The organism is Microbacterium memoriense, from assembly GCF_025398275.1.
Classification (GTDB): domain Bacteria; phylum Actinomycetota; class Actinomycetes; order Actinomycetales; family Microbacteriaceae; genus Microbacterium; species Microbacterium memoriense.
Map to the genome: position 1 here is coordinate 119,722 of NZ_JAODOR010000005.1, position 13,576 is coordinate 133,297.

The 13,576-nt window shown below is 69.0% G+C and carries 13 protein-coding genes; 8 read left to right on the plus strand and 5 right to left on the minus strand.

Annotation, left to right across the window (positions count from 1 at the left end):
• The first annotated feature begins 83 nt into the window (after positions 1-83).
• Complete coding sequence (locus tag N4R40_RS05325; RefSeq protein ID WP_261606373.1) at positions 84-1,460, plus strand: MFS transporter; 1,377 nt, start codon at positions 84-86, stop codon at positions 1,458-1,460.
• A 6-nt stretch (positions 1,461-1,466) separates the two neighbouring features.
• Here the strand turns inward: N4R40_RS05325 and N4R40_RS05330 are convergent, their stop codons facing one another.
• Positions 1,467-2,939, minus strand: a complete 1,473-nt coding sequence (locus N4R40_RS05330; RefSeq protein ID WP_261606334.1) for a DUF6421 family protein — start codon at positions 2,937-2,939, stop codon at positions 1,467-1,469.
• Positions 2,940-3,013: 74 nt separating this feature from the next.
• Between N4R40_RS05330 and N4R40_RS05335 the strand changes: the two genes are divergently transcribed.
• From N4R40_RS05335 to N4R40_RS05355, 5 genes are all read left to right on the plus strand, one after another.
• Positions 3,014-3,469 (plus strand): Lrp/AsnC family transcriptional regulator, encoded by a 456-nt coding sequence (locus N4R40_RS05335; RefSeq protein WP_261606335.1) that lies wholly within the window; start codon positions 3,014-3,016, stop codon positions 3,467-3,469.
• A gap of 63 nt (positions 3,470-3,532) precedes the next feature.
• Positions 3,533-4,723 carry a sensor histidine kinase gene (locus N4R40_RS05340; RefSeq protein WP_261606336.1) on the plus strand — a complete coding sequence of 397 codons (1,191 nt, stop codon included), beginning with the start codon at positions 3,533-3,535 and terminating at the stop codon, positions 4,721-4,723.
• Complete coding sequence (locus N4R40_RS05345) at positions 4,720-5,367, plus strand: response regulator (RefSeq protein ID WP_261606337.1); 648 nt, start codon at positions 4,720-4,722, stop codon at positions 5,365-5,367. The genes N4R40_RS05340 and N4R40_RS05345 overlap by 4 nt, the downstream gene beginning before the upstream one ends.
• Before the next feature lie 87 nt (positions 5,368-5,454).
• The gene (locus N4R40_RS05350) at positions 5,455-6,216 is read left to right on the plus strand and encodes an ABC transporter ATP-binding protein (RefSeq protein WP_261606338.1); all 762 of its coding nucleotides are present in this window, start codon (positions 5,455-5,457) and stop codon (positions 6,214-6,216) included.
• Positions 6,213-7,658 (plus strand): ABC transporter permease, encoded by a 1,446-nt coding sequence (locus tag N4R40_RS05355; protein WP_261606339.1) that lies wholly within the window; start codon positions 6,213-6,215, stop codon positions 7,656-7,658. Before N4R40_RS05350 ends, N4R40_RS05355 begins: the two co-directional genes overlap by 4 nt.
• Positions 7,659-7,664: 6 nt before the next feature.
• On the opposite strand, the gene N4R40_RS05360 is transcribed toward N4R40_RS05355, so the two are convergent.
• The gene (locus N4R40_RS05360) at positions 7,665-8,174 is read right to left on the minus strand and encodes a hypothetical protein (protein ID WP_261606340.1); all 510 of its coding nucleotides are present in this window, start codon (positions 8,172-8,174) and stop codon (positions 7,665-7,667) included.
• Between the two features lie 86 nt (positions 8,175-8,260).
• On the opposite strand from N4R40_RS05360, the gene N4R40_RS05365 reads away from it, so the two are divergent.
• Both N4R40_RS05365 and N4R40_RS05370 read left to right on the plus strand, forming a co-directional pair.
• Positions 8,261-10,711 (plus strand): beta-glucosidase, encoded by a 2,451-nt coding sequence (locus tag N4R40_RS05365; RefSeq protein WP_261606341.1) that lies wholly within the window; start codon positions 8,261-8,263, stop codon positions 10,709-10,711.
• 216 nt (positions 10,712-10,927) lie between these two features.
• Positions 10,928-11,554 (plus strand): 2-phosphosulfolactate phosphatase, encoded by a 627-nt coding sequence (locus N4R40_RS05370; RefSeq protein ID WP_261606342.1) that lies wholly within the window; start codon positions 10,928-10,930, stop codon positions 11,552-11,554.
• A 4-nt stretch (positions 11,555-11,558) separates the two neighbouring features.
• Here N4R40_RS05370 and N4R40_RS05375 read toward each other — a convergent pair whose 3' ends face one another.
• The 3 genes from N4R40_RS05375 to N4R40_RS05385 form a co-directional block, all read right to left on the minus strand.
• Positions 11,559-12,047: a SprT-like domain-containing protein gene (locus N4R40_RS05375; protein WP_261606343.1), complete on the minus strand. Its 489-nt coding sequence runs from the start codon at positions 12,045-12,047 to the stop codon at positions 11,559-11,561.
• A 49-nt stretch (positions 12,048-12,096) separates the two neighbouring features.
• Positions 12,097-12,624 (minus strand): hypothetical protein, encoded by a 528-nt coding sequence (locus tag N4R40_RS05380; RefSeq protein WP_261606344.1) that lies wholly within the window; start codon positions 12,622-12,624, stop codon positions 12,097-12,099.
• Positions 12,625-12,702: 78 nt separating this feature from the next.
• Positions 12,703-13,566, minus strand: a complete 864-nt coding sequence (locus tag N4R40_RS05385; protein ID WP_261606345.1) for a spermidine synthase — start codon at positions 13,564-13,566, stop codon at positions 12,703-12,705.
• Positions 13,567-13,576 lie beyond the last annotated feature (10 nt).

The following is a 13,576-nucleotide window of genomic DNA, read 5'->3' on the forward strand; positions in this document are numbered from 1 at the left end:
CCTCCGCTAACCTCGGCGGCGTGAGCGAGGATCAGGTCGGGCACGAGGTGGGCGCATCTGCGCGCGCGGTTCCCCAGAACGGGATGCGTGTGTTCCTGCACGTCCTGGTGAACACGGCCGCGGCGAATGTGACCACGAGCTTCCTCTGGTTCGCCCTCACGTTCTGGGTGTATCTCGAGACCCGATCAGTGCTCGCGACGGGGATCATCGGTGGGGCCTACATGCTGCTCCTCGCGATCTTCGGCATGGTGTTCGGCACGATCGTCGACCGCCATCGAAAGATCAGGGTCATGGTGCTGTCGGCCGTTGTCACCCTGGCCGCCTTCACTCTCGCCGGGGCGATCTACCTCGCCCGCCCCGAGGCCGAACTGCTCGATCTCGGCGGGCCGTGGTTCTGGCTCTTCTCCGGTGTGATCCTCGGCGGGGCGGTGATCGAGAACCTCCGCAACATCGCTCTCTCGACGACCGTGACTCTGCTGGTCCCCACCGAGCGCCATGCGAACGCGAACGGCCTCGTCGGCACGGTTCAGGGGCTGGCGTTCCTCGTGACGAGCGTGTTCTCCGGCTTGTCGATCGGGCTGCTGGGCATGGGGTGGACGCTCATCATCGCGATCGTCTTCACGCTTGCGGCGCTCATCCACCTTCTGTTCCTCCGCGTGCCGGAGGACGAGCCCGAGCGGGCCGAGCGTGGCAAGCTCATCGATATCCGCGGCGCGGCTGCGGCGATCGGCGCGGTCCCGGGTCTGTTCGCGCTCATCATCTTCTCGACCTTCAACAACCTCATCGGCGGCGTCTACATGGCCCTGATGGACCCGTACGGTCTGACGCTGTTCCCCGTTGAATGGTGGGGCGTCGTCCTCGGCTTCAGCTCCACGGGTTTCATCATCGGCGGGGCGGTGGTCGCGGCGCGCGGTCTCGGTCGCAACCCGATCCGCACCATGCTCTGGCTCGTTGCGGCGATGGGGTTCCTGGGCGCGATCTTCACGATCCGCGAATGGGCATGGCTCTACGTCGTCGGCATCTGGCTGTACATGATGCTCATCCCGGCGGTCGAAGCCGCCGAGCAGACCGTGATCCAGAAAGTCGTCCCGTTCGAGAAACAGGGGCGCGTGTTCGGTGCCGCGACAGCCCTCGAGGTCTCTGCTGCGCCGATCACGTCGTTCGCGATCGCACCGCTCGCCGAGTTCTGGATCATCCCGTACATGAAGACCGACGCAGGCCTCGCGACCTGGGGGTGGCTCCTCGGTGATGGCGAGGCGCGCGGGATCGCGCTGATCTTCCTGTTCTCGGGGTTGGCGATGGTCGTGCTCGCGATCGTGGCGTTCACGACGCGGTCCTACCGCATCCTTTCCGCCGGGTACTCGGAAGCGCCGGAAGTCTCGATCGAGTCCGCCGATGAAGGGCCACCGACGCCACCCGCCTCCGCCGCGCAGGCGCGGGGAGGCGTGGCGGAGCAGTAATCCGTCTCAGCCGTCCGTGCCGCGGATACCTTCGGTCGACGCGATCACCGGTCGCATCTTCTTCTCGAGGGCCTCGAAGAACATCGACAGCGGGAACTCGTCGTCCAGGATGGCGTCGGTGTATCCCGATGGGGGGCCGGCGAGCACGTCATCCGGGAGGCCTCGCGCCCAGCGCGATGCGGGGTGCGGGGTGACGACCGTGCGGACGAGGTCATACGCGGCCAGCCAGTGCGCGACCTTCGGCCGGTCGATGGACTCCCAGTAGAGGCGGTCGATCGCATCGGCGAGCGAGACGACGGCGGCGGGCACCTCCGGCCAGTCGAGCGCGAGTGCCGTATCGGTCCAGTGCAGCACACCGCGCTGATGGAGCCAGGCGAAGAGCAGCTGGCCGCCCAGTCCGTCGTAGTTGCGCACGCGGGTACCGGTGATCGCGAACCGGAAGATCCGGTCGAACAACACGGCGTATTGCACGAGCCTCGCGTGGTCGAGCATCTCGGCTTCGCTGTCGCTGCGGGAGTCGGCGGCGGACAATCGCTGTTCGATCCTCACGCACTCGCGGAACGCGGTGAGGTCACACCGCAGTTCCTCGAGCGAATAGAGGAAGTACGGCATCCGCTGCTTGATCATGAAGGGATCGAACGGCAGGTCGCCGCGCATGTGGGTGCGGTCGTGGATGATGTCCCACATCACGAATGTCTGCTCGGTGAGTTCCTGGCTCTCCAGCATCCGCTGAGCGCCCTCCGGAAGATCGAGCTTCGTGATCTCCGCCGCGGCACGCACGACACGGCGGAAGCGGGCAGCCTCGCGGTCCTGGAAGATCGCTCCCCACGTGAACGACGGGATCTCGCGCATCGCGACCGTCTCGGGGAAGAGCACCGCCGAGTTCGTGTCGTACCCGGGCGTGAAATCGATCAGGCGCAGCGAGACGAAGAGTCCGTTCGTGTACGTCTTCTCCAGCTCGCCGATGAACTCGGGCCAGATGACTTCGCACAGCACCGCCTCGACGAGGCGGCTACGTGAGCCGTTCTGGGTGTACATCGGGAAGACGACGAGATGCGCGAGTCCGTCGACGCGGTCGCGTTGCGGCTGGAAGGCCTGCAACGAATCGAGGAAGTCCGGAGCGCCGAAGTCCTCTGCCGTCCAGCGCTCGAAGTCGACGATGGATGCCGCCAGGTACGTCGCATCGTGCGGGAACAGAGGAGCAAGGGCACGAATCGAGGACGTGATCACGGCGACATGGGAGCGCGCGGCCGAGTGATCGGCCGTGTCGGCGATGGACCCGTCCGTCTCCTGAAGGGACTGGAGGTGGGTGGCTGCCGCCTGGAGGGCGAGCCAGGCCGGCTGTTCCGCGAGGGCAACGCCTTCGACAAACTGCGTGGTCGCTCGGTTGTCTTCGACAAACTGCGTGGTCGCTCGGTTGTCTTCGACAACCTCGGGCTCTCCGATGACGGCGGGCGCCCGGTGGGCGGTCAGGGACATGAGAACTCCGATCCTTCGACGCGTTGCAGGAAATATTGCGGCGTTTGTGCCTTTTATCCGATATTCTTCCATGCATGCAGGATGCTGTCGACCTCGCCATCGTTCGTGAACTCTCCCGGGACGGGAGGGCCACGCTCGCCCAGCTTTCCGACGCGGGGGGATTGTCGGTGTCCGCGGTCCAAGCTCGGCTGAAAAGGCTCGAAGCGGACGGCACGATCTCGGGATATCGGGCCATCGTCGATGCCGAGGCTGTCGGCCGGCCGCTCGCGGCGTTCGTCGAGATCACGCCGCTCGACCCTGCCCAGCCCGACAATGCCCCCGAGCTCCTCGAGCACCTCGATGCGATCGAGGCCTGCCACTCCATCGCGGGCGATGCCGCGTACATGCTCTTCGTCCGGGTCCCCACGCCGCGCGCGCTGGAAGAGCTCATCCGGGACATTCGGCAGGCTGCATCCGTCAACACCCGCACGACCGTCGTGCTGCAGAGCTTTTACGAGCATCGCCCGCTCGTGCCTCTCGCGACACCGTGAACGCGGCCGCGATACATCGCTGGGCGGATGCCCGGGCGGCCGGCCTCGCGTAGCGTCGGAGGGGTGTTCCGGCAGATCCCGCGCTACCAGCTCGTCACCGACATCGGGCTGGCCGTGGCGTTCGTGCTGTTCGCGATCGTCACGACGATCGTCGCGTCGGGGCCGTTGGCCCCGACCTCGCGACTGCCGGATGAGCGCGCGAGCCTGGTCGCGGGGCTGGCGCTGGCACTCGTCTTCGGTGTCGCTCTGGCAGGACGACGGTGGGCGCCCGGGCTTGCCCTCGGCGTCGCCTGGGCGGCGTCGCTCCTGCAGATGGCCGTGGGTCTTCCGCCGCTCCCCGCGAACCTTGCGATCCTCGGCATCCTCTACACGGCCGCCGCCTACGGCACGCGAGTGGTCTTCTGGTCGGGGTTCGCCTCGGCCCTCGGTGGCGCCGTCCTGATCACCGGCTACCTGCTCGTGCCGCCGCTCGTTTCGGGGAAATGGAGTGCGGAGACCGCGGTCGGCTCGTATCTCTTCGTCGGCGTGACGATGTTCGCCGCAGCGGTCTTCGCCCTGCTGCTTGCCTGGACCGTCGGTGCGCTGGCTCGCATGGCCATCCGTGCGCGGTCGACCCGGGCGGCGCAGGAGCGCGCCGAAGCGGAGACCGCCGCGGAGCAGGAACGGGTGCGCATCGCGCGCGACATGCACGATGTCGTCGCCCACTCGCTGGCCGTCCTGATCGCGCAAGCCGACGGTGCGCGGTACGCGGCGGATCCTGCGGTGGCCGCGACGGCGCTCGGCACGATTTCCACGACAGCGCGCTCCGCGCTGTCGGACGTTCGGATGCTGTTGACCCAGCTCCGGCATGCGCAGGCCCCGGGCCCGCAACCGAGCCTCGCCGACCTCGAGGCGCTGTATGCGCAGGTGCGCGCCGCCGGGGTCGATCTGCGCGTCGATGTCGACCCGGCCCCGCACGGCGCCCAGCCGGCATCTGTCGAGCTCGCGGTCTACCGCATCCTGCAAGAGGCGCTCACCAATGCGCTCCGACACGGGGGCGAACCCGTCCACCTCGCGCTGGCCTGGCATGCCGATCGTGTCGATCTGTCCGTGCAGAACCCCAGTGACGCGCGGAGCGCTCTCGAGCCTGCCCGCGGACACGGGCTCATCGGCATGCGCGAACGGGCGCAACTCGTCGGGGGAACCCTTGAAGCCGGGCCGTCGAGCGGCATGTTCGTCGTGCGGGCGCAGCTCCCGATTCAGGAGACCTCATGATTCGTGTCGTTCTGGTCGATGACCAGTCTCTGTTCCGTGCCGGCATCCGCATGGTGATCGACTCGCAGCCCGACCTGGAGGTCGTGGGGGAGGCGGGTGACGGCGCTGAGGGACTGAGGGTCGTTCGCGCGGCTCGACCGGATGTGGTGCTGATGGACATTCGGATGCCGGTGATGGACGGGCTGACCGCCACGGCCGAGCTCCTGCGGGACACGTCGTTCGGCGAGGCTCCGCCGCGCGTGGTCATGCTGACGACGTTCGATCTCGACGAAGCCGCAGCCCGGGCGATCCGACAGGGCGCGAGCGGATTCTTGCTGAAGGATGCCGACCCGGAGTTTCTCCTCGCCGCGATCCGGACGGTGCATGCCGGCTCGTCGGTCATCGCGGCCGCGGCGACGCGCGAGCTGTTCGCGCAGTTCTCGGCGGCACCCGAGCCGCCCCCGCCGGCGTTCGGATCGCTGACCGACCGCGAGCGTGAGATCTTCGCGCTCGCCGCCCGGGGTCTGTCGAACGCCGAGATCGCCGGCCGCGAGTTCCTCTCCGAGGCGACTGTGAAGACGCACATCAGCCGCATCCTGTCCAAACTCACGCTGCGTGATCGGGTGCAGCTGGTGGTCTTCGCGTTCGAGCACGGCGTCGCCTGACGCGCCCGCGGGATCATCCTCCAGAGTGACGGCAGCGCGACCTCGGGCCGACGCCCGCGGCATCCCCGTGTTCGTAGCGTCGAAGACATGCAGATTTCGACGACAGACATGGGCCTCGCCGCCCGCGTTCACACCCTCACTCGCACCTACGGCGCCGGCGAAAGCGCCGTGCGCGCACTCGACGACCTGAGCGTCGGCATTCGCCGCGGAGAGTTCACCGCCATCATGGGACCCTCCGGATCCGGAAAATCAACGCTCATGCACATCATGGCCGGGCTGGACGCGCCCACGAGTGGCCGTGCGTGGATCGGTGACACGGAGATCACGGGCCTGTCCGACCTCGATCTGACCGTTCTGCGCCGCCGCCGCGTCGGGTTCGTCTTCCAGTCGTTCAACCTCGTCCCCACCCTCGATGCGATCGGCAACATCCTGCTGCCGTTCGATCTGGACGGTCGGGTGCCGACGGCCCTCGAACGTGCACGGATCGATGGACTCGTCGAGACGCTCGGCCTCGGTGCGCGTCTCCGGCATCGCCCGCACGAGCTCTCCGGCGGTCAGCAACAGCGGGTGGCGATTGCGCGGGCCCTGGCGACGGCCCCCGACCTCGTGTTCGCCGATGAACCCACGGGCAACCTCGACTCGCGCTCCAGTCGCGAGGTCTTGACCCTGCTGGCGGTGGCAGCCCGGGAGCACGGTCAATCGATCGCGATGGTCACTCATGACCCCGTCGCGGCGGCCTACGCCGATCGGGTGCTCTTTCTCGGCGATGGGCGGATCGTCGCCGACAAGTCCCGCCAGAGCGCGCAGCAGGTGTCGGCCTTCATGCTCGCGGCGGAGGTGTCGGCATGACCGCCGGCGCAGTTCGGATGCCGCGCACAGCCGGCTCGTGGGAGTGGCTCCGTGAGCGGGGGATGGGCGCCACGGTGCTCGTCGCCGCGATCTCGTCGGCCTTCGGGGTGCTTCTGCTGAGTGCGACCGGGTTCATGGGCGCGTGGCTGAGGAGCGACCCCTACATCGGGGGCGGTGAGACGGCGGCGATCGTCGTCGGCATTCTGAGCGTCCTGCTGGTCGGCGTCGCTGTCTACGTCGCGGCGATCGTGACGGCGAACACGTTTGCCACGATCGTCGCAGGGCGGACTCGTCGCATCGCGCTGATGCGTCTGATCGGAGCCTCGGCCCGTTCCCAGCGTGCGGAGATCGCGCGTCAGGGACTCGTCGTCGGTGCGATCGGTGCCGTCACCGGCCTCGTGCTCGGCACGGTGCTCGCCGCGATCTTGCTCGCCGGTGCCCGCGTCGCCCTCGACATCACAGCCGACTACGCGATCCTCCACCCCGTGCTCGCGATCCCCGCGGTGATCGTCGCGCTGACGACGTGGGTCGGGGCGTGGGCGGGATCGCGGCGGGTCCTCACCGTGACGCCTCTCCAGGCGCTCGCCGGCTCCACCCCGCGCACGCACGCCGAGGCGGCGGGCTCCCGCGGGCGGCGGATCGCCGCGATCGTTCTCTTCGCTGCAGGCGCCGCTCTGCTGGTCCTCGGCGTCGCCGCGGGTCTCCTCAGCCCGCTCGGTGTCGTGATCGCGTTCTTCGGCGGCATCCTGTCGTTTACCGGACTCTCGCTCAGCGCGGTGCTGATCATGCCGCCGCTCCTCCGACTGACCGGGCGTCTGTTCGGCCGTTCCGCGACGGCTCGTCTGGCCGCGGAGAACGCATTGCGCTACCCGGAGCGGTCGAGCCGCATGGCGATCGGCATCGTCATGGGGGTGACCCTCGTTTCACTGTTCGCGGTCGCGAATGAGTCCGTGAAAGGGGTCATGGCAGCCTCCGCCGGCGGCGAACCACCGGCGGAGATGTCGCAGATCATGGATACGTTCGCGGGCGTCATGATGGGCCTCGTCGCGGTGTCCGCCGTGATCGCCGGCATCGGCCTCGTCAACCTGTTGAGTATCGGGATCGTGCAACGTCAGCGGGAATTGGGGCTCCTGCGGGCGCTGGGGCTGACCGCGCCGCAGATCCGCCGGGTCGTGCTGCTCGAGGCCGTGCACGTGACGATCACGTCGCTCGTCTTCGGTCTGGTGCTGGGGGTCGTCTACGGCTGGGTCGCCGCGCAGTCGCTGCTCGGGTCGGTCGCGGTGCCGCCGGCGTGGTCGTCGCCGACGCTCGTCGCTCCGTCCGTCCCGTGGATGCCGGTGCTCGCGATCATCCTCGCCACGGCCGTGCTGACGATCGTGGCCACGGTCACCCCGACGCGCCTGGCGACGCGAGTCGCCCCGATCGCGGCTCTCGCGGGCTGACGCGCGTCAGCCCGCGAGCGGGGGCTCCGGGTCGTGTGCCCAGGTGGGTGCGAGGGCCCGGAGGCGCGCCCCGCGCCACTGCCACGTCGCCCAGAGCACGGGCCAGAGCGCCGGCGCGATCGGCCCGTCGATCACGAGGCGATCGCGCCAGAGCGTCTTCGTCTCGTCGCCGGGCAGGGGTGAGACCGCCATCTGGTGATCCCAGACGTCGAGCGACGAGAGCGGTCCGGTGAGGGGGATGCCGCTGTCGCGGAAGATACGCACGGGTCCGTCGGCGTCGTGGGTGTGTTCTTCGCTGACGTGGATCAGTTGTTGCCCGAGGGGCACGACGCCGGCGAGCGTGAGCGTCACCGGCACGTCCATCCCCGGCGTGAGGGAGGACGGCAGGCCGCTGGGCGACATGGGTTCCATCATCATGAGCGGTCCGTACAGCTCCGCGATCGCGCGGGGGGAGTGGAGGGCGCGCCAGGCGGCATCGGCGTCACAGTCCAAGACGAGCTTCAACAGAATCCGCATACTGCAGTCTGACACCTTGCGGCTCGGCATCCGGTAATGTGGGAGCGCTCCCAGGCCTCATTAGGAGCCCGTTCGAAGGAAGACCAGTGCCGCTCACCCCCGCCATCGAATCCGGCGACCGTTCTCACGGCGCCACCGCGATCGAGTCGGTCGCCCAGCTGTCGACCATTCTGGAAGACACGGATCCGACTCTTGACCCGGCGCTCGGCCGCCTGGCGCGGCAGGCCGCGGCCGAAGGAATCGTGCTCCTCCGCAACGACGATGCCGTCCTTCCATTGGATGGGCGCACGGTTGCGGTGTTCGGGCGCACGCAACTGGATTGGTTCGCCGTCGGCTACGGGTCGGGCGGCGACGTCAAGGTGCCCTATGTCTGGAACCTCGTGGCGGGGCTGCGGGATGCCGGCGTCACCGTCGACAGTGAGGTCGCTGATCTCTATGCGGCCTGGTGCGCCGAGAATCCGGCGGAGCTCACCGGTACCTGGGGCCAGTGGCCCCATCACTTCCCCGAGATGCCCCTCGACCCCGCGGTCGCCGCATCCGCCGCGACGCGTGCCGACACCGCCGTGGTCGTCATCGGTCGGGCTGCCGGGGAAGCGCGAGAGAGCATTCTGGAGCCGGGGAGCTATTACCTCGCCGAGGAAGAGCGGACCCTGCTCGATGCCGTCACCGCCGCCTTCGCCCGCACGGTCGTGGTTCTCGACGTCGGCAACGTCATGGATCTCTCCTGGCTCGCGGACTACGGCGACCGGATCACGGGACTTCTCGCGGCCTGGCAGGGCGGGATGGAAGGCGCTCGCGCCGTCGCCGCCGTCCTCTCGGGCGAAACCCCCGCCAGCGGCAAGCTCACCGACACGATCGCCCGCAGCTATGCCGATTACCCGAGTGCCGCCAACTTCGGCGACCCCGACGCGAACACGTACGTCGAGGACATCTTCGTCGGTTACCGCTACTTCGAAACCTTCGCCCCGGAGCGGGTGCTCTTCCCATTCGGCTTTGGCCTCGGGTACACGACGTTCGCGCTGACGACGCAGGCGCACGAGGTCGACGGCATCCTGCGCTTGACCATCGATGTGCGCAACGCCGGAACCCGAGCGGGAGCGGAGACCGTGCAGGTCTACGTCGCCGCGCCGGGCGTCATGCTGAGCCAGCCTTCTCGACGACTTGCGGCCTATCGCAAGACCGCCGTGCTGCAGCCCGGCGAGTCCGAGCGGGTGCAGGTGTCGATCGCGATGGATGACCTCGCGTCGTACGACGATGCGGGCGCGACGGGCCACCGCAGTGCGTGGGTGCTCGAGGCGGGTGACTACGCGTTCTTCGTCGGGACGGATGTCCGCAGCGCGACCGCCGAAACGACCGTGACGATCCCGGACGTGCGCGTCGTCCGTCAGGTCACCGAGGCCGCGGCCCCGGTACTCCCCTTCGAGCGGATGACGCTCACTCGGGACACCGACGGCACGGCGCGCGTTGCCACGGCACCCGTGCCGACGGCGACGGTCGACTTGCGCGAACGGATCCTCCAGCAGCTGCCGGCGGCTCTTCCCGTTCCGGCCGCACCGCTGACGCTCGACGCGGTTGCGGCGGGCGAGGCCACGCTCGACGAGTTCGTCGCGCAGCTGACGGCCGCAGAGCTCGCTGACATCGCGCGCGGTGACATCACGATGCACTCGCCGCTCGGCGCGGCCGGCAACGCCGGTGTCCTCGGCGGGGTCTCGGAGTCCCTGCGCGCGAAGGGCGTGCGGCCCGTCACGACGACCGATGGTCCGAGCGGCATCCGCCTGTCGGCCTATGCGTCACTGTTGCCGTCGGGGACGGCGCTCGCATCGACGTGGAACCCGGTGCTCGTGCGCGAACTGACGGCTCTGCACGCGCAGGAGATGATCCGCAAGGGCTCCGATGTGCTCCTGAGCCCCGGCATGAACATCCACCGTGACCCGCTGTGCGGCCGCAACTTCGAGTACTTCTCCGAGGACCCGCTCGTCACCGGATGGACGGCCGCCGCTGTCGTCCAGGGCATCCAGTCTCAGGGCGTCGCCGCCTGCCCCAAGCACTTCGCGGCCAACAACCAGGAGACCAACCGCACGCGCAACGATTCGCGCGTCTCCGAGCGAGCCCTCCGTGAGATCTACCTCCGCGGCTTCGAGATCTGCGTGCGCGAAGCCCAGCCGCTCGCGATCATGATGTCGTACAACCAGATCAACGGGGTGTGGGCGCACTATCACCACGACCTGGTCACGACGATCCTCCGTGGCGAGTGGGGCTACACCGGATGCGTCATGACCGACTGGTGGATGGAGGAGGCGGTCGATCCGCTCTTCCCCGCGCTCGAGAACAGCGCCTATCGCGTGCGTGCGCAGGTCGACGTGCTCATGCCGGGTGGGGTGAAGACGGATGCCGGTCCGCAGTCGTACGCGGACGATTCGATCGCGCAGTCCCTCGCTCGGCCCGATGGACTCACGCTCGGGGAGCTGCAGCGCGGCGCCCGCAACGTCCTCGGCCTGGTGCTCGCCCTTACCCCGGTGATCGACGCCCGCACCTGACGCGCCCGCGCGGCACCCGGGGGATCGGCTGCGGGTCGGGTCTGGGTGCTGTCGCCAGAATCGGACAATGTCGCCGGATTCGGATGCCTGCCTGACTCCGCGCCCGATTCTGCGGCATCCATCCGAATCCGGTGCGTGCGGGACGGGTGTGCGCGGGGCACGCGCACAGGGCCGGCCCGGCGTCGGCGGGTGGAGGCAGGGCTTTAGCCTGGAGGGATGGCTTCCCCGTTCGACCAGTCGCGCTATCAGGTCCGCTTCGAGTGGGGCACGGAGGGTCTCGCCCGCCTCGCCCCGGCGGATGTCGTCGTGGTCGTGGATGTGCTTCGCTTCTCCTCCACGGTCGTCGGCCGTGTCGCGGCAGGCGAGTCCGTCGCTCTCGATGAAGCCGCCCACGCGGTGTCGGTGAACGGCGCCGTCGTCGCCGCGCATGCCGCAGACGCGCTCATCCTGCTCGGATGCGTTCGCAATGCCGGCGCCGTCGCCCGTGCCGTGCTGGCGCATCAGCACGACCGCGGCGCGCGCACATCGATCGCGGTGATCGCCGCCGGTGAGCGCGAGGGACGGGACGGCCCCGTGCGCTTCGCCGTCGAGGATCAGCTCGGGGCGGGCGCGATCGTCGACGCGCTGGGAGTGCTCGGCATCGACCACACCTCGCCCGAAGCAGCCGCGACCGGCGAGGCGTTCCGCGGGCTCCGCCCGGCGCTGCGCCACCTGCTCGCGGCGAGCGGGTCCGGCCAGGAGCTCATCGACCTCGATCGGCGCGACGAGGTGCTCGCGGCATCCGTGCTCGATGACCTCGACGCCGTCCCGGTCCTGCGGGACGGCGTGTTCGTCGCCTACTGAACGCTCAGCGCGGGGTCATCGCCGCGAGGCGGGTGGCCGGGGAGATCTCCCGCCGGGTCCACGCGAACAAGAACCGTTCATCGAACGACCGCGAACACCGTGCGCACGATGTCGGTCGTGTCGCCTTCCGGTGTCGGTAGGCCGTGTGGCCGGCCGGGCACACGCCGACCCAGGGCGCGAGCTCGATCGCGGTCTCGCCGCGATGAGTGGTTCCCCCGGTGTAGCCGAGCGACCGCGCGACGCGTTTCCACGCTGCCCCGTGACCCGCGCGTGCGCCGGCGAGGGCATGGGCGACCTCGTGCAGGAGCGTTTGCCGGTTGGTCTCGTCGTCGTATCGCGCGGAGAGGTACCGCGAGACGGTGATCCGCTTCCGGGTGTAGTCGCAGGCGCCGGCACGGCGCTTCGCATTGTCGAACGCGAATGACCACGACGCGTCGAGGTGCGCCGCGATGAGTGTTTCCGCCTCGCGGCGGACGGCCGGCAGATCAGACATGATGCAGGGATTCGGTCATGCCGCACAGACTAGAACGAATGTACGACACTCAGCTGGCGACGAAGGTCGCCGCGCGTCGATGCTCTGTCGCTTCGATCGCCATCAGGGTCGACGCGAGCTGGTCGTCGGGAGCTCCGGCCTCTTGCCGCAGGAACAGTTCCTTCTTGAAGTCGGCGCGTGCATCGGTGTAGTCGCCGACGTCGTAGCTCACCTTGCCGCGATGCTGATAAGCGAAGGCCGCGAGCGCCGACCATCCCTGCCCCTCGGCTTCTTCGGCGCACGTGGTGAGTTCCTGCGTGGCGGCGGCGTAGGCGCCCCGCTGCTGCTGTACGGATGCGTGCAGAATGCGGGCGCGCAACAGGTCCTTCCGCGTGCCGCCCATGCGTGCGACGCGGACGGACTGCTCCGAGATCACGAGTGCCTCATCCAGGCGACCCAGCACCTTGAGGAGCCAGACCCGCTCCAGCAGGGCGGCGAGACTGCGCTGGTCGCCCAGTTCGCTCAGCCGCTCGGCGCACTGGCGGGCATCGACGAGCTCGCGCAGAGTCTCCGGATCGTATCCCTTGATGTAGCTCACTGCTGCTCCTTCCGACGCGTCCGTACAGTCTCACCCGGCCCGGGCGGGATCTCCTGAGGGCACGCCGCGTGGGCCGACTCAGCGTTCGAAAACGGATGCCGCAGGTTTCGGCGATGCCGTGGCATCGGCATCCGTCGCCGGAACCGATCCGCGCACGAACTCGTCGAGCTCCGTACCCTGGGCGACCTTTGCCGGGTGGGGGCCGGCCGCCATCAGGCGCGGCAGCCACTCGGTGGGCAGGGGTGCGGCCGACGCGGCGATGACGAGGTTGCCGAACCGGCGACCCTTGAGCGTCTGCACTTCGGCGAGCACGATCACTTCGGCCAGCACGGCGCGCACCGTCGCGACCTGGCGACGCGCGAACGCGAGTCCGGCGCCGTCGGCGACGTTGACGAGCAGCACGCCGTCGGCGGCCAGCAGCGCCGCGACGGTGCGGTAATACTCGATCGTCGTGAGGTGTGCCGGGGTCTGCGCGCCGGCGAACACGTCCGAGATCACCAGGTCGGCCGCACCCTGCAAGCCCGCCGGAAGGCGGCCGGCGACATCGCGGGCATCGCCGATGCGCACGCGGATCTGCGCTCCGCGCGGGAGCGGCAACTGCTCGCGGACGAGGTCGACGAGGGGCTGTTCCAACTCGATCACCTGTTGACGTGACCCCGGCCGCGTCTGTTCGACATAACGGGGGAGGGTCAGCGCGCCCCCACCGAGGTGGATGGCCGTGATCGGCTGGCCCGGCATCCGAAGGCGATCGATGACCGCGCCCATCCGCGCGATGTACTCGAAATGCAGGTGCGTGGGATCGTCGAGATCGACGTGCGACTGCGGCGTGCCGTCGACATCGAGCTCGAAACCGCCCGCGAATCGGCTGGGGACCACCCGCGCGATCGTCCCGTCGGACAGGCGCACGGAGGCGCCGGATTCTTCGACGTGCGCTCTGGCCATGTCCCCACGC

Coding starts and splice junctions, on each gene's coding strand:
- N4R40_RS05325 (WP_261606373.1), top strand. CDS start 84: ATGCGTGTGTTCCTGCACGTCCTGGTGAACACGGCCGCGGCGAATGTG.
- N4R40_RS05330 (WP_261606334.1), bottom strand. CDS start 2,939: ATGTCCCTGACCGCCCACCGGGCGCCCGCCGTCATCGGAGAGCCCGAG.
- N4R40_RS05335 (WP_261606335.1), top strand. CDS start 3,014: ATGCAGGATGCTGTCGACCTCGCCATCGTTCGTGAACTCTCCCGGGAC.
- N4R40_RS05345 (WP_261606337.1), top strand. CDS start 4,720: ATGATTCGTGTCGTTCTGGTCGATGACCAGTCTCTGTTCCGTGCCGGC.
- N4R40_RS05350 (WP_261606338.1), top strand. CDS start 5,455: ATGCAGATTTCGACGACAGACATGGGCCTCGCCGCCCGCGTTCACACC.
- N4R40_RS05355 (WP_261606339.1), top strand. CDS start 6,213: ATGACCGCCGGCGCAGTTCGGATGCCGCGCACAGCCGGCTCGTGGGAG.
- N4R40_RS05360 (WP_261606340.1), bottom strand. CDS start 8,174: ATGCGGATTCTGTTGAAGCTCGTCTTGGACTGTGACGCCGATGCCGCC.
- N4R40_RS05370 (WP_261606342.1), top strand. CDS start 10,928: ATGGCTTCCCCGTTCGACCAGTCGCGCTATCAGGTCCGCTTCGAGTGG.
- N4R40_RS05375 (WP_261606343.1), bottom strand. CDS start 12,047: ATGTCTGATCTGCCGGCCGTCCGCCGCGAGGCGGAAACACTCATCGCG.
- N4R40_RS05385 (WP_261606345.1), bottom strand. CDS start 13,566: ATGGCCAGAGCGCACGTCGAAGAATCCGGCGCCTCCGTGCGCCTGTCC.